The sequence below is a fragment of the Streptomyces scabiei 87.22 genome (genome assembly GCF_000091305.1).
Lineage (GTDB): Bacteria > Actinomycetota > Actinomycetes > Streptomycetales > Streptomycetaceae > Streptomyces > Streptomyces scabiei.
In genome coordinates, this window is record NC_013929.1 from 10,103,316 (window position 1) to 10,129,330 (window position 26,015).

General features: G+C 69.4%; 24 protein-coding genes and 3 pseudogenes. 21 read left to right on the plus strand and 6 right to left on the minus strand.

Going from position 1 to position 26,015, the window contains the following annotated elements:
* Positions 1-5 precede the first annotated feature (5 nt).
* The 12 genes from SCAB_RS43330 to SCAB_RS43385 all read left to right on the plus strand — a co-directional run bounded on the left by SCAB_RS43330 (position 6) and on the right by SCAB_RS43385 (position 12,344).
* A complete protein-coding gene (locus SCAB_RS43330; RefSeq protein WP_041670229.1) occupies positions 6-1,151 on the plus strand; it encodes a VOC family protein in 1,146 nt (381 codons plus the stop codon).
* A 28-nt stretch (positions 1,152-1,179) separates the two neighbouring features.
* Positions 1,180-2,118 carry a fumarylacetoacetate hydrolase family protein gene (locus tag SCAB_RS43335; protein ID WP_013006429.1) on the plus strand — a complete coding sequence of 313 codons (939 nt, stop codon included), beginning with the start codon at positions 1,180-1,182 and terminating at the stop codon, positions 2,116-2,118.
* A gap of 63 nt (positions 2,119-2,181) precedes the next feature.
* Complete coding sequence (mhpA, locus tag SCAB_RS43340; RefSeq protein ID WP_013006430.1) at positions 2,182-3,762, plus strand: bifunctional 3-(3-hydroxy-phenyl)propionate/3-hydroxycinnamic acid hydroxylase MhpA; 1,581 nt, start codon at positions 2,182-2,184, stop codon at positions 3,760-3,762.
* Complete coding sequence (locus tag SCAB_RS43345) at positions 3,759-5,726, plus strand: acetoacetate--CoA ligase (RefSeq protein ID WP_013006431.1); 1,968 nt, start codon at positions 3,759-3,761, stop codon at positions 5,724-5,726. The genes mhpA and SCAB_RS43345 overlap by 4 nt, the downstream gene beginning before the upstream one ends.
* Positions 5,723-6,076, plus strand: coding sequence for a DoxX family protein (locus SCAB_RS43350; protein WP_013006432.1), 354 nt, complete (start codon positions 5,723-5,725; stop codon positions 6,074-6,076). The genes SCAB_RS43345 and SCAB_RS43350 overlap by 4 nt, the downstream gene beginning before the upstream one ends.
* Before the next feature lie 288 nt (positions 6,077-6,364).
* Entirely contained in the window at positions 6,365-7,549 is a 1,185-nt protein-coding gene (locus tag SCAB_RS43355; protein ID WP_013006433.1) for a cytochrome P450, read from the plus strand.
* 41 nt (positions 7,550-7,590) lie between these two features.
* Positions 7,591-7,788 carry a ferredoxin gene (locus tag SCAB_RS43360; protein WP_013006434.1) on the plus strand — a complete coding sequence of 66 codons (198 nt, stop codon included), beginning with the start codon at positions 7,591-7,593 and terminating at the stop codon, positions 7,786-7,788.
* On the plus strand, positions 7,785-8,942 hold the full coding sequence (locus SCAB_RS43365) for an NAD(P)/FAD-dependent oxidoreductase (protein WP_013006435.1): 1,158 nt from the start codon (positions 7,785-7,787) through the stop codon (positions 8,940-8,942). Before SCAB_RS43360 ends, SCAB_RS43365 begins: the two co-directional genes overlap by 4 nt.
* Positions 8,943-9,416: 474 nt before the next feature.
* A complete protein-coding gene (locus SCAB_RS43370) occupies positions 9,417-9,758 on the plus strand; it encodes a PadR family transcriptional regulator (RefSeq protein ID WP_013006436.1) in 342 nt (113 codons plus the stop codon).
* Positions 9,755-10,711 carry a hypothetical protein gene (locus tag SCAB_RS43375; RefSeq protein WP_013006437.1) on the plus strand — a complete coding sequence of 319 codons (957 nt, stop codon included), beginning with the start codon at positions 9,755-9,757 and terminating at the stop codon, positions 10,709-10,711. Before SCAB_RS43370 ends, SCAB_RS43375 begins: the two co-directional genes overlap by 4 nt.
* 98 nt (positions 10,712-10,809) lie before the next feature.
* Positions 10,810-11,709 (plus strand): phosphatase PAP2 family protein, encoded by a 900-nt coding sequence (locus tag SCAB_RS43380; protein ID WP_013006438.1) that lies wholly within the window; start codon positions 10,810-10,812, stop codon positions 11,707-11,709.
* 107 nt (positions 11,710-11,816) lie between these two features.
* Entirely contained in the window at positions 11,817-12,344 is a 528-nt protein-coding gene (locus tag SCAB_RS43385) for a hypothetical protein (protein ID WP_013006439.1), read from the plus strand.
* A 209-nt stretch (positions 12,345-12,553) separates the two neighbouring features.
* Here the strand turns inward: SCAB_RS43385 and SCAB_RS43390 are convergent, their stop codons facing one another.
* A complete protein-coding gene (locus tag SCAB_RS43390; RefSeq protein WP_013006440.1) occupies positions 12,554-13,552 on the minus strand; it encodes a phosphotransferase in 999 nt (332 codons plus the stop codon).
* Positions 13,553-13,830: 278 nt separating this feature from the next.
* Positions 13,831-14,775, minus strand: coding sequence for a C45 family autoproteolytic acyltransferase/hydolase (locus SCAB_RS43400; RefSeq protein ID WP_013006441.1), 945 nt, complete (start codon positions 14,773-14,775; stop codon positions 13,831-13,833).
* Between the two features lie 358 nt (positions 14,776-15,133).
* Between SCAB_RS43400 and SCAB_RS43405 the strand changes: the two genes are divergently transcribed.
* A complete protein-coding gene (locus SCAB_RS43405; RefSeq protein ID WP_041670230.1) occupies positions 15,134-15,337 on the plus strand; it encodes a hypothetical protein in 204 nt (67 codons plus the stop codon).
* 279 nt (positions 15,338-15,616) lie between these two features.
* Here SCAB_RS43405 and SCAB_RS43410 read toward each other — a convergent pair whose 3' ends face one another.
* Entirely contained in the window at positions 15,617-16,258 is a 642-nt protein-coding gene (locus SCAB_RS43410; protein ID WP_013006444.1) for a hypothetical protein, read from the minus strand.
* A 382-nt stretch (positions 16,259-16,640) separates the two neighbouring features.
* On the opposite strand from SCAB_RS43410, the pseudogene SCAB_RS46800 reads away from it, so the two are divergent.
* Together SCAB_RS46800 and SCAB_RS43420 are read left to right on the plus strand one after the other, a co-directional pair.
* Positions 16,641-16,763, plus strand: a pseudogene (locus SCAB_RS46800) (LysR family transcriptional regulator); the annotation flags it as partial.
* A gap of 117 nt (positions 16,764-16,880) precedes the next feature.
* Positions 16,881-17,447, plus strand: a complete 567-nt coding sequence (locus tag SCAB_RS43420; RefSeq protein WP_041668749.1) for a BAR domain-containing protein — start codon at positions 16,881-16,883, stop codon at positions 17,445-17,447.
* Here SCAB_RS43420 and SCAB_RS43425 read toward each other — a convergent pair.
* Complete coding sequence (locus SCAB_RS43425; RefSeq protein ID WP_046773309.1) at positions 17,365-18,195, minus strand: IS5 family transposase; 831 nt, start codon at positions 18,193-18,195, stop codon at positions 17,365-17,367. The two genes, SCAB_RS43420 and SCAB_RS43425, sit on opposite strands and share 83 nt — an antisense overlap.
* Positions 18,196-18,413: 218 nt before the next feature.
* Here SCAB_RS43425 and SCAB_RS43430 point away from each other — a divergent pair, with 218 nt between their 5' ends.
* On the plus strand, positions 18,414-19,277 hold the full coding sequence (locus SCAB_RS43430) for a LysR family transcriptional regulator (protein WP_013006445.1): 864 nt from the start codon (positions 18,414-18,416) through the stop codon (positions 19,275-19,277).
* A gap of 60 nt (positions 19,278-19,337) precedes the next feature.
* Here the strand turns inward: SCAB_RS43430 and SCAB_RS48905 are convergent.
* A pseudogene (locus SCAB_RS48905) lies at positions 19,338-19,628 on the minus strand (NF041680 family putative transposase); the annotation flags it as partial.
* Positions 19,629-19,941: 313 nt separating this feature from the next.
* Here SCAB_RS48905 and SCAB_RS43440 point away from each other — a divergent pair.
* Positions 19,942-21,194 (plus strand): IS3 family transposase gene (locus SCAB_RS43440; protein ID WP_408054978.1). Its coding sequence is split into 2 segments (ribosomal slippage): positions 19,942-20,215 and positions 20,215-21,194, totalling 1,254 coding nucleotides; the frame shifts between segments, so codons are not numbered across the junction.
* A gap of 59 nt (positions 21,195-21,253) precedes the next feature.
* Here SCAB_RS43440 and SCAB_RS43445 read toward each other — a convergent pair.
* Positions 21,254-21,634 (minus strand): hypothetical protein, encoded by a 381-nt coding sequence (locus tag SCAB_RS43445; protein ID WP_013006448.1) that lies wholly within the window; start codon positions 21,632-21,634, stop codon positions 21,254-21,256.
* Between the two features lie 808 nt (positions 21,635-22,442).
* Here SCAB_RS43445 and SCAB_RS46115 point away from each other — a divergent pair.
* The 4 genes and pseudogenes from SCAB_RS46115 to SCAB_RS43465 all read left to right on the plus strand — a co-directional run bounded on the left by SCAB_RS46115 (position 22,443) and on the right by SCAB_RS43465 (position 25,969).
* Entirely contained in the window at positions 22,443-24,047 is a 1,605-nt protein-coding gene (locus tag SCAB_RS46115) for an eCIS core domain-containing protein (protein ID WP_013006449.1), read from the plus strand.
* Positions 24,048-24,241: 194 nt separating this feature from the next.
* Positions 24,242-24,757, plus strand: a complete 516-nt coding sequence (locus SCAB_RS43455) for a hypothetical protein (RefSeq protein WP_013006450.1) — start codon at positions 24,242-24,244, stop codon at positions 24,755-24,757.
* Positions 24,758-24,994: 237 nt separating this feature from the next.
* Positions 24,995-25,376: pseudogene (locus SCAB_RS43460) on the plus strand (precorrin-4 C(11)-methyltransferase); the annotation flags it as partial.
* Between the two features lie 248 nt (positions 25,377-25,624).
* The gene (locus SCAB_RS43465; protein WP_013006452.1) at positions 25,625-25,969 is read left to right on the plus strand and encodes a hypothetical protein; all 345 of its coding nucleotides are present in this window, start codon (positions 25,625-25,627) and stop codon (positions 25,967-25,969) included.
* The last annotated feature ends 46 nt before the right edge of the window (positions 25,970-26,015 follow it).

Genomic DNA, 26,015 nt, shown 5'->3' on the forward strand with positions numbered 1-26,015 from the left:
GCGCCATGTCTGAAACCCGCACGCTCGGGGCCGATGTCAAGACCGCCCACCAGGCCTTGCACAGCGAACAGGGCGCCCTGCGCGGCGAGCGCCCGGGCCGTTCCCGGAACCCCGTGATCAAAGTGGCGGACCTGGCGTGGCTGGAGTTCGAGAAGCCCGACCTGGACCGCGCCGAGGTCTTCGCGCGGGACTTCGGGTTCGGGATCGCCGCTCGCACCGAGGGGGAACTGTGGCTGCGCGGCACCTTCGCCGGCCCGCCCTGCATGGTGATCCGGCGCGGCCGTACGTCCCGCTTCGTCGGCCCGGTGTTCCGTGCGGCCGAGCGGGCCGACCTGGACCGGCTGGCACGGGCGACCGGGTCGGCCGTACGGGACGCGGACGTGCCCGGCGGCGGCAAGGTGGTGGGCCTGCTCGACCCGTCCGGCTTCCCGGTGCGGGTCGTGCACCGCGCCGAACTGCTCCCCGCACTGCCGGGGCAGCAGCCGCTGCTCCTCAACTTCGGCACCGCTCACCGTCGTGTCGATGCCGTCCAGCGTCCGCCACGCGAACCGTCCAGGATCCAGCGGCTGGGTCATGTGGTGCTGGAGACTCGGGTGTTCGCGCGGGCCCTTCAGTGGTATCTGGACACTCTCGGGATGATCGTGTCGGACTTCCTGTTCCTGGACGGACAGCGCGACCGGGGTCCGACGATGGCGTTCATACGCTGCGACCTGGGCGGCGTGCCGGCCGACCACCACACGCTGGCGATGCACCTGGGGCCGGGAACGGGATACGTCCACTCCGCCTACCAGGTGACCGACCTGGACGCGATCGCGGCGGGCGGTGAGTACCTCAAGGAGCGCGGCTACCGACGTAGTTGGGGCATCGGCCGGCACGTCCAGGGCAGCCAGCTCTTCGACTACTGGCGCGACCCCGACGACTTCATGCTGGAGCACTTCGCCGACGGCGACCTGTTCACCTGTGACGTCGAGCCGGGCTGGGCACCCATGTCGACCAGCGGCCTGGCCCAGTGGGGCCCGCCCGCCACCCGCGACTTCCTCGGCGCGAGCCCCTCCCCGCAGCGGATCCGGGACGTCGTCGAGGCCCTGCGCGGTGACAACGAGATGGACCCCGCGCGCCTGCTGGGCCTGCTCAGGGCCACCACGTCCTGAGCCTCAACCCCCTCACGAAGGTACTGCCATGAGCACCAATGTCCTGCGCACCCCCGACGGCTGGTGGGTCCTCTGCGGCGACCGGGCCGTCCAGGTCGACACCAAGGCCGTGACCACCGCTGAACTCATCGCCGACCGTGACGCCGTACGGGAGGCGGCACGGTCGGCCGACGCGGGCACGCCCGTCGCCGACCTCGCAGTCCTCTCACCGGTCACCACCCCCTGCCGGGTGGTGGCCCAGATGGTCAACTACCGCAGTCACGCGCGGGATTCGGGCTTCACCGGGGATATCCCGCCCGCCTTCTTCCGCAAGGCGTCCGGCTCGGTCAGCGGCCCGGGCGAGGCCGTCGTCCGCCCCTCCCATGTGAGGTTCCTGGACTACGAGATCGAACTCGGCCTGGTCATGGGGGCGCCGCTGCCCGTCGGCACCGTGGTCGAGGAACGGGACCTGCCGGCGTACGTCGCCGGGCTGGTGATCACCAACGACGTCAGCGCCCGCGAGATCCAGCTGACCAGGACGCAGTTCTACGAGAGCAAGTCCTACCCGACCTTCACGCCGACCGGGCCCCACCTGGCCCTGCTGGAACCGGAGGACTTCGCCCATCTCCTCGACCTGCGGCTGAAGCTCTCCGTCAACGGAGAGCTGCGCCAGGACCGCACCCTCGCCGACATGATCGTCCGCCCTGCGCAGGCCCTCACGCTGCTGGCCCGCTTCCAGACCCTCGACCCCGGCGACCTGCTGCTCACCGGCACCCCCGGCGGCACGGCCCTCAAGGCTCCGCCCAAACCCGTCGAGAAGATCGGCGCACTGCTCCCGCCGGCCCTGAAGTGGAAGTCGTTCTTCAAGACGCAGGCCAGGAACCCGCGTTATCTGCACTCCGGTGACGTGATCACGGCGACGATCGCCACCCCGGACGGCCGGATCGACCTGGGTGAGCAGCGCACCCCCGTCGCCGACCCGCGATGAGTCCCGAAGCGACCGGCGACGCGTCCCGAAGCGACCAGCGACAAGACCCGAAGTGAGCCGCACATGACCCCCGAACACAACGCGTACGACCTGCCTGTGGTGATCATCGGCGCCGGACCGGTGGGCGTGACCGCCGCACTCCTCCTCGCCGGACGCGGAGTCCGTACCGTCGTCCTGGAACGCCACAGGGACGTCTACCCCCTCCCGCGTGCGGTGGCCACCGACGACGAGGTGTGCAGGATCCTCCAGGCGGCGGGCGTGGGGGAGGAGTTCACCGCGATCGCCCGCCCGGCGAACGGGCTGCGGCTGCTGGATGCCCGGCACCGGGTGATGGCCGAGTTCCGCCGTTCCGGGGACGGCCACCACGGCTACCCCCAGACCAGCATGTTCGACCAGCCCGAACTGGAACGGCTGCTGCGCGCCGCCCTCGCCCGGCACCCGGAGTGCGAACTGCGCGGCGGTGTGGAGGTCACCGGCGTCGGCCCGGACACCACGGGCCCCGTGCGGGTGACCTACCGCGACGGCGGCGAGCACGAGGTGTGGGCCGCGGCGGTGCTGGGCTGCGACGGCGCGGGCAGCCTCACCCGCGAGGCCGTCGGCGCCGTATGGGAGGACCTGCGCTTCGAGGAACGCTGGAGGGTCATCGACGTCCGGACCAAGGCCGATGTGCGCTGTTGGGAGGGCGTCGAGCAGGTCTGCGACCCGCGCCGCCCGGCGACCTTCATGCGCGTCGGCGAGGACCGCTACCGCTGGGAGTTCCGCCTCGGGGACACCGAGGTGCCGGTGCGCGAGCTGATCGCCCCGTGGCTGCCACCGTCGTACGACGGGGACGTCGAGGTCGTCCGTGACACGCGGTACACCTTCCGGGCGCGGATCGCCGACCGGTGGCGCAGCGGCCGGGTCTTCCTCCTCGGCGACGCGGCCCACCTCACCCCGCCGTTCGTCGGGCAGGGCCTGTGCACGGGACTACGGGACGCCTACAACCTCACCTGGAAGCTGGCCCGTGTCCTGCAACAGGGCGGGGACGAAGGGCTGTTGGACACGTACGAGAGCGAGCGGAAGCCGCATGCCCGGCATGTGATCCGGCTGGCGGTCGCCATGGGCTGGGCCATGACCGGCGGCCAGGACGGTGCCGCCGCGGTGCGCCGCAGGCTCCTGGCCGCGGCCTGTCGCATACCGGGGCTCACCACGGTGGCGGGCCGCGGTCTCAGCCCGCCCCTGACCGCCGGGCCCCTGGTGCGGCGCACGGCCCGCCGGGGCCTCGTGGGCACCCACTGCCCGCAACCGTGGGTGAGCGTCGCAGGTCGACGCGGCCGTCTCGACGAGGTGCTCGGTGATTCCTTCGCCATGGTGACCGCCGCGGATCCCTGGCCCTCGCTGAGCGCGCTCACCCACGCCCTCGGTGTGCGGACGATCACCGTGGCCGACGCCGGCGACGCCGGCACCCTCGCCGCCTGGCTGCGCGCCGGCCGGGCGGAAGCCGTACTCCTGAGACCCGACCGTGTCGTCCTGGACGTCGTTCCCGCCGGGGGCTCCGCCTTCACCGGCACCGCCGCCTGGGCACCCCTCCTGTACACCACCCGCAGTCCCCACCCTCTCCGGCGGAGCGCCGGCACGAGCCCGCTGAGGAGCGCCACACGATGACCGTGCCCAGCCCTTTCATGACGCCTGATCCGCAGGCCGTCGCGGACAGCACCATCATGGACTTCGCCCGTCACGCCGGGATGGCCGGCTCCGACTACGCAGCCCTGCACCGGTGGTCGGTCACCGACCTGGAGGGCTTCTGGGGGGCGGTGTGGGAGTACTTCGACATCGACGCGAACACTCCCCACGAGCGGGTCCTGGCGGAGGAGCGGATGCCCGGCGCCCGCTGGTTCCCCGGCGCCACCCTCAACTACGCCCACCACGCCCTGCGCAACCTCGCCGACGACGCCGTGGCGATCGTCGCCCTCGACGAGACTGGCTCCTGCTACGAGGTGACCGCGAGCCGCCTGCGCGCCCAGGTCGCGTCCGTCGCCGCGACCCTGCGCGATCTGGGTGTCGGCACGGGGGACCGCGTGGTGGGGTACCTGCCCAACACCCCGCACGCGATCGTCGCGTTCCTCGCCGCCGCGAGCCTGGGCGCGGTGTGGTCGGTGTGCGGACAGGACTACGCCCCCAGGGCCGCCGCCGACCGGTTCGCACAGCTCGAACCCACCGTGCTGATCGCCGCCGACGGCTACCTGTTCAACGGCACCACCCACGACCGCCGCGACGCCACCCTCGAACTCGCCGGACAGCTGCCGACGTTGAAGGCGACCCTGCTGGTGGACCACGTGGGCCTGCCGTGGCCGTCGAGAGCGTATCCGTCGCTCGTCGTCCCCTGGGAGGACGCCTCGACCCGCTCCGAGGAACTCACCTGCGTACCGGTGCCGTTCGACCACCCGCTGTGGGTGGTGTTCTCCTCCGGCACCACCGGCCTGCCCAAGGGCATCGTCCACGGCCACGGCGGTGTCCTGCTGGAGCACCTCAAGACCCTCGGCCTGCACTGCGACCTCGGCCCCGGCGAACGGCTCCTGTGGTACACCACCACCCATTGGATGATGTGGAACCTGGTCGTTTCCACCCTCCTGACCGGCGCCACGACCTGCACCTACGACGGCAGCCCGGCGCCCCTGGCCCAGCCCGACATCCTGTGGAAGCTGGCCGCCCGCCACCGGGTGACCGTCTTCGGCACCAGCCCCCAGTACCTGCTGGGCATGGCCAAGTTCGGCATCGACCCCTCGGTGCACGACCTGTCGTCGATCCGCGTGGTCGGCTGCACCGGCTCCGCCCTGCCGGCTTCCGCCTACCCCTGGGTCCGCAAGCACGTCGGCGCCCGCGTGCTGCTGGCCTCCGTCAGCGGCGGCACGGACATCGTCTCCGGCTTCGCGGGCAGCGCGCCCAACACCTCCGTGTGGGCTGGGGAGTTGTCCGCGCCGCACCTGGGAGTGGCGCTGGCCGCGTACGACAGCGAGGGCTTTCCGGTGGTGGGCCAGGTCGGCGAACTGGTGGTCACCCGCCCGATGCCGTCGATGCCGCTGTCCTTCTGGAACGACCCCGACGGCACCCGCTACCGCGACGCCTACTTCTCCTACTATCCCGGCGTGTGGCGGCACGGCGACTGGATCACGGTCACCGCACACGGCTCGGTCATCGTCCACGGCCGCTCCGACAGCACGCTCAACCGCAACGGCGTCCGGCTCGGCAGCGCCGACATCCACGACGTCGTCGAACGCCTTCCGGAGATCGCCGAGGCCCTCGTCATCGGCGCGGAGGAACCCGACGGCGGCTACTGGATGCCGCTGTTCGTGGTGCCGGCCGCCGGAACCGAACTGAACGACACTCTGCGCGACCGCATCAGGGAAGCCATCCGCAGTGGCGCCTCACCCCGGCACGTCCCCGACGAGATCCTCGAAGTGCCCGGGATCCCGCACACCCGCACCGGCAAGAAGCTCGAGGTCCCCGTCAAGCGCATCCTCCAGGGTGCCCCGGTCGAGCAGGTCGTCGACCTGGCCGCCGTGGACGCCCCCCACCTCATCGACCACTACGCCCGCCTGGGCGCCGAGCACCGGGACCGATCGGCATGACCACCGCACACCTCACCCTCGCCGTCGCACTGTCACTGATCTTCTTCTCCTTCGGAACGGCGAAGATCGCCGCCGTTCCGTTCATGCGTCAGGCAGCTGCGCACCTGGGCCTGTCACTGACCCTCTACCGGGTGATCGGTGCCCTGGAGATCGCCGGAGCCGCCGGTCTGCTGCTCGGCCTGGCCTCGGCCCCGCTCGGCGTGGCCGCCGCTGCCGGGCTGGCTCTGCTCATGACGGCTGCCGCCGTGGTCCACCTGCGCCACGGTGACCCGCCCGCGCGAGCTCTTCCCGCGGCCGTACTGGCCCTGACGGCGATGGCATACGCCGGGGCTGCCGTCGCCGCCGGCTGACATCCCGGAGTGTGCAGGCGGTATCGAGCGGGGGCGGGCGAGGCCCGAGGGCTCACGAGTCACCGTCGTCGCGGTGCTGGTGCGCTGACGCGGCCCGTATGCGCGCAGCGGATGAGGAGCGGGCAGCGAGCACCACCCACGCTGCGCTCCCGCCGGCCGCCCATGGACCCGCCCGCCCGCCCCCACGTCCACCGTCCTGCCTCTGCTTCCACGCCCACCGTCCTGCCGCCGCTCCCACGCGCACCGCCCTGTCTCCGCTCCCTCACAGCTCCTTCAGGAGGGCTCCTCATGCCCATGCGTACAGAGATCCCCGTCTACCACCCCGATCTGTATGCGGCCTCGGCCATCCGCGACACCTATCCGCACTACGCCGCGCTGCGCGCACTCGGCCCCGTGGTCCACCTGAGCAAGCACAACGTCCACGCGCTGCCGCGCTACGCCGAGTGCAAGCAAGTACTGCTGGACGACGACACCTTCATCTCCTCCCATGGCGTCGCCCTCAACCCGGTCGCCAACCGTGTGGGTCAGGGCACCACGCTGTTCAGCGACGGCGAGGACCACGCTCGCCGCCGCTCTCTGCTCGGGCACCGCCTTACTCCCCGGGCGCTGCGCACCATGAAGGACACCGTCGACCAGCAGGCTGCCGCCGTCGTCGAGGACGCCGTGGCCCGCCGGACGGTCGATGCCGTGGAGATCGCCACGGCGCTGCCGATGTCCGTCGTCCCCGACCTGGTCGGCTGGCCCCGCCAGGGCCGTGAACACCTGCTGCGCTGGGCCGGCGCCACCTTCGACGCCCTGGGCCCGCTCAACTGCCAGGCGGCGCGCACGCTTCCCGCGTCCCTCGGCATGCTGCGCTACGCGCGCGCCGTCGTGCGCGACCGGTCCGTACTGGACGGCAGCATGGGCCACGACCTGCTGCTCGCCGCCGACGAGGGCCGGATCATGCCCGCGGAGTGCGCCACGATGATGATCGACTACCTGGCGCCCTCCCTGGACACCACCATCAGCGCCATCTCAAGTGCCTTGTATCTGTTCGCCGTTCACCCCGAGCAGTGGCGCCTGCTGAAGGCGGACCCGGACCTCGCCCCGAAAGCGGTCAACGAGGTCGTCCGCTACGAATCCCCGATCCGGGCCTTCTCCCGGACCGCCGCCCGTGACACGGAAGTCGCCGGCATCCCTCTCCGTAAGGGCTCCCGGGTGCTGGTCCTCTACGGCTCCGCCAACCGCGACCCGCTGGAGTGGGACGACCCGGACACCTTCGACATCCGCCGTGACGCCGCCCGCCAGCTCGGCTTCGGGCAGGGCACCCACGGCTGCGCCGGGCAGGGCCTGGCGCGCATGGAGACCTCCGCGATCCTGCGCGCCCTGATCGAACGCGTCGACCGCATCGAGGTGACCGGGCCGCCCGAGTGGGCCCTGAACAACGTCATCCACCGCCTCGGGCGCCTGCCGCTCGAACTCATCCCCGCCTGAACCCGCCGCTCGCCCGTTCGAGGACAGCTGAGGACAGCATCATGAAGATCTCCGTCGACCACCCGCGCTGCGAAGGCCACGGCCTGTGCGCCGACCAGGCCCCCGACGTCTTCGGTCTGGACGACGACGCCGAACTGACCTACCGCTTCGAGGGCACCGAGGTCCCCGACGAGCACCGGCCCGCCGCCCGCGCGGCCGTCAACGCCTGCCCGGTCGCCGCCCTGCGAGTCCTGCCGTGACCGCTCCGCGCTCGGTGCTCATCGTCGGCGAGTCCCTCGCCGGCACCACCGCCGCCCGCCACCTGCGCACCCTCGGCCACACCGGACCGCTCACCCTCATCGGTGCCGAGGAGCAGGGCGCGTACTCCCGCCCGCCCCTGTCCAAGGCCGTCCTGAAAGACCCGTCCGCGGACCAGACCCTGGGCCTGACCCTCGACGGCCTCGACGCCGACGTCATCCGCTCGCCCGCCGTCGCCGCCGACACCCGCCGGCGCACCGTCACAACCGCCGACGGCCGCCGGATCGCCTACGACGCGCTGATCATCGCCACCGGTGCGGACGCCCGCCGACTCGCCGCCCCCGGACAGCGCGGCGAACTCGTCCTGCGCACTCTGAAGGACGCCCGCCTGCTCCGCGCCCGGCTGGCGGACGCCGAGTCGGCGATCGTGATCGGCGCCGGCTTCCTCGGCATGGAGGTGGCCAGCGCCTGCGCCGCCCGCGGCATCCCGGTGACCGTCGTGGACACCGACCGCCCGCTTCAGCGCATCCTCGGTGACTACCTGTCCGCCGAGATCACCGCACGCGCCGCAGCACACGGCATCCGCTTCGTCCAGGCGACCGGCTTCGCCACCCTGACCGGCGACCCCGTGAGCGGCGTGGCACTCCCGGACGGCACCCGGCTCACCGCTGACCTGGTGGTCACCTGCGCCGGTGAAGTACCGTGCGTCGGCTGGCTGGAAGGGACGGGCCTCGCCGGCCGCCTCGGCGTCGGCATCGACGATGCCTGTGCCACCACCGCGCCCGGCGTGTTCGCCGCCGGTGACGTCACCTACCTCCGCGGCGACGGCACACGCCCCGACCGGCGTGCGCCCTTCTGGTCCAACGCCGTCGCCCAGGCCAGGACCGCGGCGGCTTCGGTACTCGGTCTTCCGCTGCCGGGATCCGCGCAGGCCGACTACTTCTGGACCGAGGTCGCCGGTCTCACCGTCAAGATCGTCGGCCGTCTGCCGCTCCCCGGCGAACCGACCACGGTACAGGGCGGCGTGGCCGACGGACGCGCACTGCTGACCTGGAGCCATGGCGACGGAACGTCGACGGCGGTCGCCTACGGATTGCGCAAGCCGGTCGCAGCGCTACGGGCCCTGGCTGCCACGTCGTTGCCCCCGACACCGTGACGGTGGTGTGGAGGGGTGCTCTGGGGTGCTCTTTCGCGCTGCACCCGGCTGATCCCCCCGAGCCCTGTTTGCCGGCCGGCCTGATCGGTGCAGAAGTGACGGCAATCTGGTCCGCTCTTCTGGGGCTTGATGTGGCCCCGTAGGGCTTTCCCCTGGCCAGGCCGCGATTCCCCGGCCGGTCCGGCGGACAGAGCCGGGTCCCGGGACCGGGAAGATGCGACGGAGGTGAGACGGTTCCGGCGCCACCCGGCAGGAATGACGTTCCACTCGGCCCGGACCGGGCCGCGGTGAGGATCCGTCACCGCCGCGGGGTGCCGAGGAGGAGGCCGCTGCCACGCCGCCCGTGCCGCCGGGACGGGGCGGGGCCCGCTGACACCGTGCGGGCCGCTCGTTGCCTTCTCCGGGCGTGGAGGCGCAGCCACCGATCACCCAACACCGGCAGATATATTTCGTAGCTCGATATATGCTGGGTGTATGACCAGACAGAATCCGCCTCTGACGGAACCGCAGTACTTCATCCTCGCCGCACTCATGGACGGCCCGTTGCACGGTTACGGCATCATCAAGGCGGCAGAGCGGGCCACCGAGGGGCGGTTGCGGATCGCTGTCGGCACCCTCTACGGCGCGCTGGAGCGGATGGAGCGGGCCGGGTGGGTGGCCGCCGGCCATGAGGAAGTCGTGGACGGGCGGGCGCGGCGCTACTACCGGCTCACCGAGGACGGCAGCGAGGCGCTCGGCAGGGAGGCGCTGCGGATGCAGCAGGCGGCGGCCGTCGTCATCAAACGCTCGCGGGATGCCGGAGCAGCCCCGGCATGAACCGTCTCCTGCTCGCGGTCTATCCTGACTCCTACCGCTCCCGGCAGGGAGAAGAGGTACTGGCCTGCCTCGCCGAGGCCTACCCCGGCCGTTCCTGGCCCCCGCCACGGGAGATTGCCGCCCTCGCCCGAGCCGGAGTACAGGCCCGTGCCCGTGCCGTCGTCGACGACACCGCCCGCCCCTGGTGGCTGGACGGCATCCACCTGGCCGCCCTGGCCCTCGCCGCGCTGGCGCTGGTCCCGTACCTGCAGGACGTGTGGCACTGGGCCCTGCGCATCGACCCCGGACAGCACGCCATCGCCTTCCACTTCTCCGGCTGGTACCCGTGGGCCGCAGGCCCCACGCGGACACGGCTGCTGCCCTACGGGCTGCTCCCGCTGGGCTGCCTGATCGCTCTGCTGCGCGGCAGAGCGTGGATCGCGCTGCCGGCCGCCGCAGCCATGATCTGGGCCGGCGCCACGTTCAACGGCCGCACCGTCTTCGGGGACGAGGGCAAGGCGGGCTTGAGCTACTACGGTCTGGGTGCCCCGCTGACGGCCCGTGACCTGGTGCTGTCGGGGGTGCTGTGCGCGGCGTGCGCCGTGCTGGCGCTCTGCCGTCCCCGCCGTCTGCGACGCCGCTCCTACCGCTGGCTGGTCCCTGTCGTGCTCGCCATGGCCGTGGCCGGGGGCCTGCACATCATCTCCGTCAGCCCTACGTTCCAGCGCGGTCTGTTCGTCCTCGAAGCCGCCGCGCTGCTCGGCGCGTGGGCGGCGACGGCCGCCACCGGTGACCACCGCTGGCTGATCCCCGTCGCGGCGGTCGCGGTCGTCCGCACGCAGGCGATCGTCGACCGTCCGGACGCGTTCATGCAGTCCTTTCCGGACCTGGTCGTCCTCATCCTCCTGATCGCGCCCCTGCCCGCCCTGGCGATCACCGCCCACCGCCAACAGCGGCAGGCACTCGCCGAATAGGAGCGGACCCCCGATCGGGCCGGCCGAGTCCGGCGGGCCCACGTCGTGCCGCAAGACGTGCGCGACCCCACCTCTCCCTCGACGGAAGAAACACCACGATGACCCAGCACGAATATCCGACCCTGCCCGCGCACAGCCCCAGGGCCCCGAGGCAGACCCCCGACGCCCCCGACACTCCCAGCCGGTCGGGTAGGGAACGGCCGTGGATACCGGCTCTGCTGTACACCCTGGGGTTCGTGACGCTCTACCTGCTGGCCATCTGCACCCCGTGGGGGCAACGAGCCGAGAACGCCCTGTTCCGTCTCGGTGAACAGGGCAGCGAACAAGCATGGATCTACCCCCTCTCGGGAGCGGACTACGGCTCGACGCCCCTGCCGCCGATGGAACTCAGCGCCAAGCCCACCCTGATGGTGGGCCTGGCCGTCATCGTGGTCCTCACCCTGCTGCGACGGTGCTGGCGGCAGGGATGCGCGGCGCTCGGCGTCGTCATTCTCGCGACCGGAGGCAAGGAGCTCCTCAAATCGACCCTGCCCCGCCCGGACCTGGTGGGTGCCCCCGAGAACCTCCTCGACCAGGGTTTCCCCAGCGGGCACACCGTCATCCCGGCCGCGCTGACTCTCGCCGCCGCCCTCGTGGTTTCCCCCCGCATCCGCCCCTACGTCGCCACGACCGGTGTGCTGTGGCTGGCCTGCATCGCCGCCGCCAGCGCGACCATGGGCGGCCACCGGCCCAGCGAGGTGCTGGGAGCCACACTGCTGGCCTGCGCCTGGTACGGCCTCGCCACCTGGCTGCTGCCACCGGACGCCACACGCAGCCCCCGTGCGCTGCCCGCCATCACCCTGACACTGGCCATGGCCATCGCCCTTGTCTCCGGCGCCCGGGACGACACCCTCACCAGGTCCCTGACCTCCGCGGCGACGGGCTTCATCTGTGCGGCCCTGGTCTGGCACGCGGCAGCCGGGCGGCCCACACATACCGCACGCTCCGCACGGAGCTGACACCTGGCCGGCTTCGGGCCGCAAGCGGTTCGCCAAGGACACCGTGCTCACCTCGGACACAGCCGTCGGCCAGGGCCGTTGTCAGTGACGGCGGCTAGCCTGCGGACATGATCGAGACGACCGGCGACGACCGCCGTTTCCTGCCCGCCCTGGCCGCCGTCGCCCAGGTGGAGTTTGACTATGACAACGGCGAGGGCGTGGACTTCGAGCCCTACGACGCCTTCGACTCCGCCGAGGAGACCACCGACTGGATCCGCAACTGGACCGGCAACCACGAACTGGACGGCGACGCCTACCGGGTCTTCGGACAGGACGGCACCGGCGGCCTCGTCGCCCTGTGGCGTGTGCGCCCGGGCCGGCCTCTCGCCGAACAGCCCGTGGTGTTCATGGGCTCGGAGGGCGAGCGTGGCGTCGTGGCCGTAAACCTGTCCGACTTCCTGTGGCTGCTGGCCGACGGCCTCGGCCCGATGGAGGTCGTCGAGTACGAGCAGCGCGAAGCGCGACCGAACCCGGCACTGACCGAACTCGCCGAGCGCCACGCCACCACGGCACGCCGACCCGCCCGGGACATCATCACCGAGGCACAGGCCGAGTTCCCGACCTTCTCCGACGACCTGGACAGTCTCTGCCGCTGACACGCCCCGCTCTCGCGCCCAGCACCACTCGACGACGAACGCCCGCCCGGAATTCTCGGCGAGGACACGCCTCATCAGCTCCGCACCCACCTCCAGCGCGAGCCGCAGGCTCCCTGCCCACTGCACATCACCCACAGAAGCCCCAGCGGTGCCGGAACAGGACCTTCGGACCACACGGCAGGGTCCTAGGCCGAAGACCTACGGCGGGGTCACGTCTCGTAGGTGAGTGCCTTTTGCAGATGGAAGTCTGCGACGTCGAGCATCCACTTTCGGTTCGGGAAGTCGCCCTCGGCGATGCGAAGCGGGCCGCCGACCAGGTCCAGGTGCATGACGTACTGGTAGTACCTGACGCGCCGCGGATCGAGGTCCGGGTTGCGCAATGCCTCGTAGTGCGGGCCGAAACGCATCCGCATCCAGCAGTGGTCCACTTCGATGTCGGTGTACATCAGGCCCTCGATGTCGATGAGCACGGGCTCCCCGTCCGGCCCGACGAGGGTGTGTTCCGCGCAGAGCTCGCCGTGGACCACGCCCAGCTCTGCGCGCGGTTCGAGTGCGGCATGCAGGGTGCGGAGCTTCTCCTTCAGCATCGCCTCGCCTTCGGCCGCGCGAACGTCACGGGGCACGGCAGTGGCAATGTGCATCAGCGAGCGCTCCAGGTAGGCCTGCTCGCAGGTCATGTCCGGCGGGGCGCCTCCACCATCGATCCACGCCACCCGCCCGAACGCCGGCGCACGGTAGGCGTGCATGCGCTGCAGCATGTCTGAGAGCTGTGCGAGCGTTCGTCGGCCGGCGTCCGGATCATGTTCCAGCAGCGTCTCCAGTGTTCCGCCTCGGACGTCCTCCGCGACGGCGATGTCGGCCGGGTACAGAGTCCGGCTGCGGTCGGCGAGCAACAGCCCCGGTGAACGAGCTCCGACCGCTTCCAGACGACGAGTTGCTCCCTGGAAGAACTCGATGCCGGAGGCGTGAGCGAACGGGTTCGACGGGTCGTCGTGACCGCCGGGAAGCAGCCCGTCCCAGTAGTCCTCGTCGGCGTTCCATACATAGACGATCGTGCTCGTGGTGTCGTCCAACGTAATGCGGTAGACGCCCTTCTTCGTGCCGTTGAGCAGGCGGTCGACGGCGGTGATGCGGCGGTCTGTGCCGAAGACCTCCCGCATCACCGGGGCCAGGGTTTCGGCGTCGGCGAATCTTCGTTCAGCGGTCATGGAGATGATCTTGCCCCCTCGCCAGAGCTGGAGAGTAGTCAGCCTCCTGCGACGCTGATGGCGCGGTGGTCTGTTCATCGCTCGATGCTGATCGTCGGGGCGCCGACGATCCAGCCCTGTCGCTGCCACCAGCCGATCGCCTTGCGTGCGATGGACAGTTCGCGGTTGACGGTGTCGGCGTGCATCTAGACCGCCCGCGCTGCCGCCAGTTCGGCCCAGGACCTCGGGCAGCGCGGGGTCGTCGATCGCGGTGACGGGGGAGGCGGGCGGCCCACCTCTCAGCCTGCTCGGCCGATGGTCACGGTCCGGGATCCCGGAGCGAAACCGTCGAAGGACTGTTCCCAGGACTCGTCCGGCCAGTAGTAGGTCACACGGCCCTCGGACGGCCGGTAACGGGCGGTGTAGACCGTTCCCAATCCCTCGTCGTACGCGGATTGGTACAGCGGCGGCTTCAGCATCGCCGCCACGTCCGTACCCGCTGCACGAACAGCCCTCAGCCGCTCTTGGGTCCGGGAGAACTGCTCCTGCTCGTCAGGCACGGGCAAGTGCTGGTGGTTGGCAGCGCAGGCATCCGCTGCCCCAGTCATTGACATGTCCGGTCCCACGAACACCGTCACTGCCTGCTCGGAGTCGACAAGGGTGACATTCTGCGGGATCGCGATCGGTATGGACCGCAGCCTGCCGACAGCCTCGTCAACGGTGTTACACGTCTCCAACAGGTAGCGCAGGACGATAAGAATGGCGAAGCCGGGGCCATGGACGAATCGCCCACCGAAGGTGAGTGACACAGCGAGCCCGGCGTCGTTCATCCCGTCCAGCAAGCCCCAGGCGGCATCCTGCATTCCGATCACCGGCCGGAGAAAGCGGGAGGAGACAATGGTGCCCTCACACTCGTCGGGGCTGAAGTCGTAGTTGCGCAGCAGGGTGCCACTGCCGCCGATCTGGGTACAGCCCGAGAAGAACGGTCGCAGCGCCGCAAGGGTGAGGAAGGTTTCCCCTTCGGGCCGGTCGAGCTGACCGGCGAGGCGGTCGAGGACGGGAACCAGCTCCGGCATGTGCGCCTCGAACAGTTTCCGAGCACGGCCCGCTCCCTCCAAGGTCCGGCTCTCCTCGGTCATCCATCCCTCCGCGAGCGGCCACAGTGCCTGTGTATGGCCGGCCCATCTCCCGTCGCTTCCGTCGCCGACCTCGATAGCCCGGAAGGTCTTCTGCTGTCGACTCATGGCTGCCGCTCCCTTGTAAACGTCAAGTCAGGTGACGGCAACCTAGCTAATTTCGCAGGTAATTCACTAGATCAGGCTCGGTTGCGGGAGACAGCCGAGGCGCTCGGAGATCGTGTCGAACGGCATGTCACGGTGCTTGCGCAATTCTTCGCCGCGCAGGACCAGGACGCAGCCGCCGACCTGCACCAAAGGGCCATCCCCAAATTGTCATGCAGGGCTCAGGCACAGCTTCGCAGCTTGGTGTTTAACCTCGGCCGTTCACCTGACCCGCTGATCTTGGTTCGTTTCCAGGACAGCAGGGCCGCCGTTCTTCACGCTTCGAGGTGTCGAGCAACGTCGCGTGAAGGAACGGCCGCTGGTGAAGAGTCTCGCCGCTGAACAGTCCGCTGACGCCGCATTGGGCGTGCTGTCCCACTTTCGTGTCCAGTTCTACGACTGCCTCTACAGCAGGGCGGATGCGCTCTTCGAGCTCACCGACGCGGTGCTGTGCTCGGACGGCCCGGTCAACTCGCCCAGCCGGGCCGGCTTCCCGCTCCTCCGCCGGCGCATCCTGCTCAGCTGACGCTCCGCCAAACCCAGCGATCACCGGCTACGAAAGTCATGGAAAACCCATTGGCTGGCCAGACCCGTGAGCAGCGCCATCACCCACAGCTGCGTGGGGGTCCGGTGAGGGGTAGGGCCGGAGCTGGGTGAACCACCCGTAGGTGAACGGTGGTCCGGTTGCGACCCCACAGCCCGTGTCTTCGGCTGGCGAGGATCGCCAGCCGTTCGTGGACGTGGTCAACCGCTCCGCCGACCATCGGCGCCGGCCCCGGCGCCCCGGAGGCACGGAGGTGAGTGGTCAGGTGGCGCCGCAGTGCGGACTGTAGGACTGTGCCTCCAAGGCGCTGAGCGGCAGGAAACCGACCGTGTTCGCGTACTGCCCGCCGGCATGCCCGTTGGTGTTGATCAGGAGTCGCCAGGGCTGGTTGTTGCTGTCCGTGAGAGTGCAGTAGACGCGCAGCGTATCGCCCGCCCGGGCGAGTCCGGTGTTGGGGGCGTCGGTTCCCGGGATCGGCTTCATGTCGGCCTGCACGATGCCGGCCGCGGTATGGGTCAGGTACGTCTCCGCGACGAAGTCGCAGTTGACCATCAACGTCCCGCTGTCGAGGGTCAGGTTGTCCTTGCGGATGAATCCCGTGGTGTTGGCGTACTGCTGGCCGGCGCGCCCGTTCCGGTTGAGGGTGAGCACCCACTGCACGCGATTGTTGTCTGGAATGAAGCATATGGCGGCGATGTTGTCGCCGGGACGGGCGAGCCCGGTGTTGGGAGCGTCGGTTCCCGGGATGGGCTTCATGTCGCTCGTGATACGCACCGACGTGGCGCGCCCGATGCCCAGGACGCTGACGTCCGTGGCCTGGGCGGCGGACGCGTACGGCGACGACACCGCCGTGACGGCGGCTATGCCGAGCAGACTGATCACAGTGGTGACAGGCCTTCTCATGTCCTCGGTCCTCTCTTCCGCTGGCGAAGGCCCTTTACGGCTGGCCAGGTGGCCTACCGCAGCAGGCGACGGTCTGGGTCTGGTTGGCGCCGGCGAGCGGTGCTACCGCGAGCACAGCCGCCACTGCCACAAACAAGCCGAGTACGGCCTTGCGCACTGCCTCCTCCTCTGATCACGGGGAACCGGTGTTGCTTCGGCAACCGCCGCCGACTTGATGACAGAGCGCTGTTTCCAGGGTGTGGCCGTCAGACTGATCAAGTGACGGCCCGTTGACCATCACATGTCCGACACAGGGATGTCAGCGAACCAGGGGAACATGATGTCTGGTGATTGATAACGTGTGCATTATGGCAGCAGGTTGGGTAGCGGAAAGGTCTTCTCCGTGGGGGCGTCCATATCGAAGGAGCCGAGCATTCATCAGCTTCGGCTCTATCTCACGCTGAGCGAGGAACTCCATTTCGGACGTGCTGCCGCGCGCCTATTCATCACGCAGCCGGCACTGAGTGCGTTGTGGCAAAGGGAGTCCCTGTTCGGTGAGCAGGGGCTTCGTCGTGTGCGGGGCATGATCGCGGCGGGGTAGGGGCAGGCAGCGGACGGCTTGTTGTGGATCGAGGAGGGTGCGATGCCGTCGGTGCTGAGGTTGATGGAACAGCGTGAGGCGCGGGCGAGGCAGGATCTGGAGTCCTGGACGGAGGTCCTGGAGCAGGCTCAGGCGGAGGTGGATGCCGCGCGGGAGCGGGTCGAGCGGGCCCGGGTGGGGCGTGAGGAACTTGTGTCGGTGCTGGCTGGGGAGAGCCCGGTGAATACGCCGGTTCTGGTGCCGTCTGGTGGCGAGATGGCTGCTGCCCTGGGGTCGAGCGGCTCCGGCGTGGGGCATGGTGAGCGGCCGCCGGTGTGGCGGTCGGGCATGGGCGAGGAGGTGCTCAGCGGCCTGTATCGGGAGGTGTTCGCCGCGATGGTGGCCGCTTCGGGGCCGGTGAACGGGGTGGAACTGACGCGGGCGGTGGGCCGGGAAGCGGAGATCAAGAACGAGGTGGAGAAGATCCGGCACCGTGCCTACGTGCTGGAGAAGCGGGGCTGGCTGGTGCGGGCGAACGACGGACGGTTCATGCCCGCGCCCGGGGCAGTCGGCCGGGACGCTTCTCCGGCCAGCGCGGAGCGTCTGCGGCCAGGCGCCGGGACAGTCTGATCACGGCGGCCCACCACACCATCTGGGCGTGGTGGTCGGGGCGGCGTTCGTGGTCGCGGTTGAGGCGGCGTGAGCGGGCCAGCCAGCTCAGCGTCCGCTCCACGACCCACCTGCGGGCCAGTACGACAAATCCGCGTTGCCCGTCGCAGCGGCGCACGACCTCGGTCCGGACTCCGTGACGGGCGAACGCCCTCGCCAGCGCCGGACCCTGGTAGGCACTGTCGACCCACACCAGTTGCAGCAGCCGTCCCGGCTGCTGCATGAACGTCTCCAGCAGTGCGGGGGCGGCCTTGGAGTCGTGCACATCGGCCGTGGTCACGGTCACTTCCAGGAGCAGACCCTCGGTGTCGGTCAGGATGTGACGCTTGCGGCCGTCACGTGACTTGCCGCCGTCGTATCCGCGACTGTCCTCGCCGACGGTCTCGGAGGCGTCCACCGACTGACTGTCGATGATCCCGGCACTGGGCTCGGCGTTGCGGCCTGAGCGTTCCCTCGCCGAACGTCGCAGGCGTTCGTACAGCTCACGCGCATAGTCGTAGGCCCGCCAGCGGCGGAAGAAGTCGTAGACCGCCCGCCAGTACGGAAAATCGACCGGCAGAGCCGTCCACTTCACGCCGTTGTCGACCAGGTAGCGCACCGCGTCGAGCATTGTCCGGTGGCAGTACGCCTCGGGGCGCCCGCCCCGCTTCAGGAGCCAGGCCGGCACCGGCATCGCGGCGCGGACCTCGGCCCACTCCGCATCCGTCATGTCACTGGGATAGCAGGCTGCCCGCCGTCCCGGAGCGAGCGAACCGAACCGGTGCACGTAGCAGTCACACCCAGGGGTGACCGCGGTGGACGCAGGCACAGAGATGCTGCTCAACTGATCGGGCAACGGGCTTCCTTGGTCGTGCTGGTGTCGTAACCGCGTCACTACCAAGGGGCCCGTTCTCTCATGCCCGCGACCGCACCCGAACCTCCGTCCAGATGATCACCCGCGCCGCACACCTCGAACGAAATCCGGTTAGCCACAACGCACTGAGTCAGCAGATCAGAGAGCTGGAGAAACGCTTGGGTGTGCGCGTGGTGGAGCGCACGAGCCGGACGATCACTCTGACCGAGGCAGGGCAGGCACTGCTCCCCGAAGCACGAGCGGCGGTTGAGGCTGTGGACCGGCTGCGGCGCGTCGCCGACGCACAGATGCGGCAGGTCTCCGGACGGCTCGTCGTGGGAACCATGGGAGCCGAGGCAGCTATGGCGCACACCCGCGCCGTACTCAGCCGGCTGCAAGACCGTCACCCCGGGACAACCGTGCAACTGGTCAACCTCGGCTTCGGTGATCACATGGCCGCGCTGGCACAGCAAGAGGCCGACGTGGTCTTCCTCCGCCCTCCAGTGACGGACGACATCGAACTGCACCACCTGGCCACCGAGCCGCGCGTGGCCTGCCTCTCCGCCGACCATCCCTTGGCGATCCTGCCCCGACTCACCCTGGCTCAGCTCGCCGGCGTCCCGGTGGTCGACATGCCTCGGCAAGTTCCGCGGATGTGGTGGGACTTCTGGGCGGTCGACCCCCGCCCCGACGGCAGCCGCGTTCACTATGGGCCGGTAGTCACCGACATGGAATCGCTGCTGCACACAGTGGCCGCCGGAGAAGCGATGTGCTTTCTCCCGGCGGCCGCCCGTGAATACTTTCCACGCCCGGGCATCAGATACGTCGACGTGGTCGACCTCATCCCCTCCGCATCCGCCCTCGCCTGGTTGCGGCGCAGACGTTCCGAATACACCATCAGAGCCATTCGGCAAGCCGCGCACGAAGCCACAAGCCTGGGCTTCGGCGTAGTCACATGACGCATCCGACGTATTCGCTGCGGAGTGACGCGGCTTCGGCAGGTGTCAAGTACTGCGACGTCAGCTCGGCCTCGCGCAGGTTGGCTTGAGAGCTTTGAGCTGATTACGTTCAGCGATGTTCTCGGGCCACCTGGTCGTTTTGCCTACGTCATAGCGGGTGGCGGGCCGCCGGTTCCTGGAGCCAAGTGTGCGTCTTGGGAAGGGTGTTGACGGTTTGGGCGCACGGGCCGGGCGGTGCAGGTGAGGGCGGATGTGTCTGAATCCTCGGCGGACGCGGGCCGAGGTGAGCCGGGAGGGCTCGGCAGGCTTCTCCCAGGGGCGGCGGAGGTCGACTGCGGCTTCACGGGTGATCGGGTTCCTGCTCCTGGGCCACAGCCTGCTGCGCCTGTACGTACAGCGCAATGATCACCCGGGCGTCATCGGCGTCGACACCCGCCTCACGGGTACACCCCAGGTGACGCCCCCTGCCAAAACCAGCCCGTGCGCGCCCATGCACTCCTTCGTCCATGGCATCCGCAGGCGCGAGGCCTCCTCAAGGCCCAAGTCAACATGCACGGCCAGATACTCAACATGGCCAAGCTCCGGGCCTGTACCCGCTGGCGGTCCTCTCCGACTGAACCGTTCCGGGTTCGGTAGGGACTCGATCATTTGAGAGGATCGAGTCATGGCACGCCCTTCCCAGTACCCGCTTGAGCTGCGCAAACGAGCTGTCCGCATGGTCGCCGAGGTGCGGCCGGAGTACGACACCGAGTGGTCCGCGATGAAGGCCGTCGCGTCGAAACTCGGCATCGGCACGACCGAGACGCTGCGTAAGTGGGTGCGGCAGGACCAGATCGACGCCGGCACCCGGCCGGGCACGACGACGGATGAGTCGGCGGAACTGAAGCGGCTGAAGAAGGAGAACGCTGAGCTGAAGAGGGCGAACGACATCCTCAAGGCAGCAGCGTCTTTCTTCGCGGCCGAGCTCGACCGGCCACACACACGCTCGTAGCGTTCATCGACGAGCACAAGGGCCGCTTCGGCGGCGTCGAGCCGATCTGCCGGGTCCTCACCGACCACGACTGCAAGATCGCCCCCTCCACCTACTACGCACACCGCAAACGCCAGGACGCCCCCGCGGCCCGCACCGTCCGCGACACCGAACTGAAGCCCCTGATCGAGGAGGCGTACGACACCAACTACCGTGTCTACGGTGCCAGAAAGATCTGGCGCCACCTGAACCGACAAGGCCATTTCGTGGCCCGCTGCACCGTCGAACGCCTCATGCGCGAACTCGGCATCACCGGCGCCGTCCGCGGCAAGAAGGTGATCACCACGATCCCCGACCCCATCGCACCCAGGGCACCGGACCTGGTCGACCGCGACTTCGTCGCCGACGCACCGAACCGCTGCTGGGTCGCAGACTTCACCCACGTGGCGACCTGGACCGGCGTCGTCTATGTCGCCCACGTCGTGGACACCTTCTCGCGCCGCATCGTCGGCTGGTCGGCCGCCACCACGAAGGAGACCCGGCTCGTCCTGGACGCGCTGGAGATGGCCTTGTGGCAACGCGACCGCGACCAACGCCCCCACATTCGAGGCGAGTTGATACATCACTCGGACGCCGGGTCGCAGTACACGTCGTTCAAGCTGGCCGACCATCTGGATGCCGCCGGCATCGCGGCGAGCATCGGCTCGGTCGGGGACGCCCTGGACAACGCCCTGATGGAATCGACGATCGGGCTCTACAAAACCGAGTTGATCAAGCCTCAGCGGCCGTGGCGAACGCTCTCCCAGGTCGAGCTCGCCACCGCCGAGTGGGTCGACTGGTACAACCACAGTCGACTGCACGGTGAGATAGGGCACATCCCGCCCGTCGAGTACGAAGCAAACCACTACCTCAGCACCACGAAACCCCAGGTCACACCCAATATTTGAGCTCTCTACGGAACCCGGAACGGTTCAGACTGCGAGGTGTCACAAAGACGGGCTTGTTGTCACCGAGGTCGGCGGCCCCTCTCCCTCAATGGAGAGTCTTGACCGCTGACCCCGGAGTCGTGTTTCCCGGCGGGCCGATGTGGTCGGCGTTCCGGAAGCCGTGTGATCGCGGCGCTCACTGCCAACCCGAGCGTGACACCGACAGCGGAGCCGACGCTCTGCGCCCAGGCATCGTCGAAGGAGCCGGGCAGGACGGCTTCTGTGAGCCGACTGGCACCCGACAGGACTGTCAGCGCGGCCAGTATGGCCGTCCAGCGGTACCGCACCCCGTCGATGATGTCGCCGTAGAAGATGAGCAGCAGTGCCATGCCGAACTCCGCGTCCCAGCCGATCGCGGTGAGCGCGGCCGCGAAGGCAAGCGCGAACAGCCAGAGCCCCACCAATTGCCGGACGAACGGGGCGGCTGCCGTCTTGCACCACGCGGGGGCCAGAAGAACCGCGTGATGTACTGGACGATCGCGTACTTCCGCATGACTCACGTCCCGATCCCCTGGGGTAGCCGGCTACCGGCGCTCAGGAGTAGGACGCACAGGAACAGGACGCGGTTGTGCTGAAGTGTCGCCTCGGAGAGTCAGAGGCTGACGGGTAAGAGGAGCTGCAGCAGTGACCGCCGCCCCCCTTCCTCCACTCAGGAGACGGCTACTTCGGCGGTCCTGCCGCTGTGGACGGACGCCGCCGACTGCGGCCCGCGCCACCCCGGCAGCGACTCGCACTGACCATGCCGCAGCTACGAGCGCCTCGGGCGCCGGCCGCACGGCTGGGTCATCGCCATCGACGCCTCGCACCATGAGTTCTGCGCGAGGTGGCTTCCACCCCTCTGCGACGGCCCTGGATGGTCAACGGTGTTATCCCGGCCAAGCTGCACACCGAACTTCATGTGGAAACCAGCTGGTACTTGCCGTACATCACCTGTAGGGGAAGTGCCATCCCAGTGATCCAGGGCGTACACCTCCGGCCGAGACGCCGCCCCGCCATCTCCGGCGGTTCCGCACGCCCCCCTCACCTCTGCCCCGAGTACTGCCCTCCTGGCCCTGTGGGCGGCGCTTGCTCTCCGGTAGAGGTGAATGGTCAGTCGTACGGGGTGTCGGAGGGAAGGTCATGCACGCGCGGGGAAAGAGGAACCGGTCGTCGGACGAGCGAGACACTGCCTCGCACCGCGTGAGCGGGCCGAACCCGATGGTTCAGCGCATGCTGGACCTCCAGCGGACCGCGGGGAACGCCGCGGTGGCCCGCATGGTCGAGCAGGAGCGGCACCAGCACGGTCCGGGATGCGAGCACGCGGACCCGGCCGTCCAGCGCCGGGAGACCTCGGAGCACCAGCACCAGCAGGCGCAGGAGGCCGCGGGGGAGACGGTCCTGACGGACCATCGCAGCCTCATCGACGCCGCGATGGCGACGCCGAGCAGCCCGCTGCCGGGCGCGTTCCTCACCAAAGCGAAGGCCTTCTACGGCAACGACGCTCTCTCCGCGGGCCGCGTCCACGACAATGCGACCGCCCAGCGCGCCACCGCTGCGCTAGGCGCGCAGGCCGTCACGATCGGCAGCCACATCTTCCTCGGCGCCTCGGCCGTCGGTGACACCGAGACCCTCGCCCACGAGACCAGCCACCTCGACAAGAACCTCCGGGGTATCCGCGAGACCGGCAACGACAACGGCGCCGGCGTCACGGTGACCGACCCCGGGCAGGACTCGGAGCGCGCGGCCGCCGCCGACGGCGCCGCCTTCGCGGCGGGAGCGGCTACCGCGCCGTCGGCCGTCGCCCAGCGGGCTCCGGCCGCCAGTACGGCCGAGGGGCCGCACACCGAACTCCACGGCGGTACGGCGGTACAGCGCGTGGTCTGGGAGTACGACCAGGCCGCCAGCTTCAACGACCCCCGTGCCGGCCAGGAGACCCGCTGGCGCAACCAGGGCAACCGGGACGAGATCCGCACCGCCACCCAGCTGGGCATCCATGGCCGGAGCACACCGCGGCACGGCGACATCTACGACGACGCGACCCGGCAGGTGCACAGCAGCGCGAACGCGAAGTTCTCGAAGAACGGTTCCATCCCGGACCACAAGTACCCGCAGCGCGAGACACAGACCCGCAAGGCCCTGGTCGAGGCAAAGCAGGCCATCTCGACGGTGCTCGCCCTGCTGGCCGGAGCCGGAAACGCCCCCGGGGGCCAACTGCTGACCGGCCTCCAGTCGGGCTTCCCCGCGTTCCGGGCCGCGACGCCCGCGCAGATCGCCACCTTCCTGCCGCGGATCATCGAGGTCGTACGGCGCATCCAGGCCGGCCTGAACGCCGAGGGCGCGGAGATCGCCCTGGTGGGCGACGGCGGAGCCCCGCCCGGGGTCGCGGGCTGGGTCGCCCCCAGCGCGACCGACCTGTACAACCGCGTGTTCAACCCCAACCAGCAGAAGAGCGAAGACCTTCCGACCATGGACGCGGGCCGGAGCGGACCGATCAACCTCACCGACGAGGGCCAGAACGCCTGGTACATCATCCACGAGGCGACCCACCGGTTCGCGGGCACGCTCGACTACCAGTACAGCGCGCGCGACATGGAGATGGAGGAGGAGGACCGCAACGCCGAACTGGCCACCCTCGTGCCCGAGTCGGCGGCGGCGCGCGAGGGGGACATGCTCGGCAAGCGCGCCCTTCGGGACCCCTCCACGTACAGCGGCGCGAACGACGGCTCCAACCGCCAGCCGAACTGGTACGCCATGGGACAGCGCGCCCTGATGAACGCCGACTCCTACGCCCAGTTCATCCTGACGGCGACGGGGTACCGTGCTCCACGCTTCTGACGACGTGCCCGTCACCGCCGGCCCGCCCGTCACCGCCGGGTGGGCGGGCGGTGTGGACGGTCACGAAGTTCCCCCTGTGCCGTGGTCACGTAATTCCCCAGGTCCCCGACCTTGCCTCCGTATCCTGTGATTCCGATGCCGCCCTTCGGCCGGCACTCGGGTTCGTCGGCGCTGGGGGAGGGGTGAGACTCACTGTGACCGGTCTTGAGGCCACTCGCGCCGCGTTGCGCGAGCTGGAGGGACAGCCGTTCACGGCCATCGGCCGGGCCGCGACGCTTGTCTGGCTCACGTTCGGTGACGACGTGTCATGGGTGGACCACCATGGCGAGCACACCGTCCGCCCGGAGATGTCGCTGCACTTGCAGTGCCGATGGCGGCTGCTCAACGGCGTCTCTGCGATGGTCCAGGAGGGTGATCTCTATGTTCCGGGCGCGCGGGCCGGAGCTGGATTCGAGGCTGGGGGCGACATCGGGACGAGCCGGTTCGACGACCGCGTCGAAACCGTCACGCAGCTCATCGCGGCAGATGCTCCCGTCGTCGACCACGTGCGCATCGGCGACGAGTTCGACCTTCAGCTGATGCTCTCCTCCGGCATGTTCTTGGAGGTGTTCCCGGCAGGGCGCCCAGAGTGGGAAGACTGGCGGTTCCTGAGCTCAGGCGAAGAACGTTCGCACTATGTGGTGGAGAACGGCTCGGTGTTCAAGGCGTGAGCTCACCTCGCGCTCGCGAGCCACGTCTCCGGGACCCGCTATGGCCAACGGGAACTGTTTGATCAGGGCCTCCTCCTTCACTGTGTCTGCCGACGGTTTCGGCGGACACAGTGCGCGAGGGACACATCCGGCTGGCACGGGTGGACGGCGTACGCTTCCTCGGCCACGCCGCTGGATCGGCCGCGTACCACCTCCCCTCGGGCCACTACCGGCTGACTGCGGACCTGCGTCGACTCGCTGACTGTGCCGACGGTCGGGCAGACCGTCATCCTCACGGCGGTCGCGCAGCAGGCCATGGCCATGCCGGAGGGCGAGGATCTCGCCACGCTCGGCCGCAGTGGTGCGCTGATCGTGCTGCACCTCGCCGCGCGGTACGTGAGCCGTGTCGTCGAGGAGTTCCTCCCGCACTGCGGCGCGGCCTGCCCCGCGGCGGTCGTCGCGTACGCGTCCCGGCCCGAGGAACTGATCATCCGGGGCAGGCTGGGTGAGATCGCCGAGCGGGTGAAGGGAGGCGGGTGCGCTGCGCACGGCTGTGATCATGGTCGGCCGAATGCTTGGTGCGCGGGAGTTCCGGGACAGCCACCTGTACTCGCCGGAACGGGACCGGCACGTTTGCTGATCCATGTACGCAGCCTCTGTCAGGGTTCCCCGCTGCTCGTCCGTAAGGGACACGACGTTCAGTGGACCACCGTGACTCGTGGACGGCTACGGGCCGTGCGGAGTCGCGGCATGGTGGCCGGGCCCGCGTATCACGTGAATTGATACGAAGGATGAGAATGGCCGAATGTTTCGTTGGCGGCACAGGTGCATCCTGGGGACTCTTGTGGCGCGCCCTGTAGCGGGTGCCACGACTAGGGGGAAGTAGACATGCGCAAGATCGCGACGACCATCGCAGCACTGGCCCTGGCTGTAGGAGGCGGGCTCGTCATGGCGCCCAGCGCCAGTGCGGCAACTCCCTGCCCGTCCGGAGCAGTCTGCATCCGTGAGACGAACGGCAGCATCCTGAGCAGGAACATCTTCTACAGCTATCGCGCCCACAATCTGTCGAACGTCACCGGCGATCGCGTGATCGTCAACAGCCAGACCGGTGGCGCGGGCTTCAAGGTCTGCTACGAGTACAACGGTGGCAACTGTTCGACCGTATCCCGTGCGACCGGTGAATACGCCCCGTACAACATGACGCCGATCAACTCCATAGTTCTCGTACCGTAACCGACCTCCGGGCATGTACCGCACTGCTGCGGTACGTGCCCGGCTC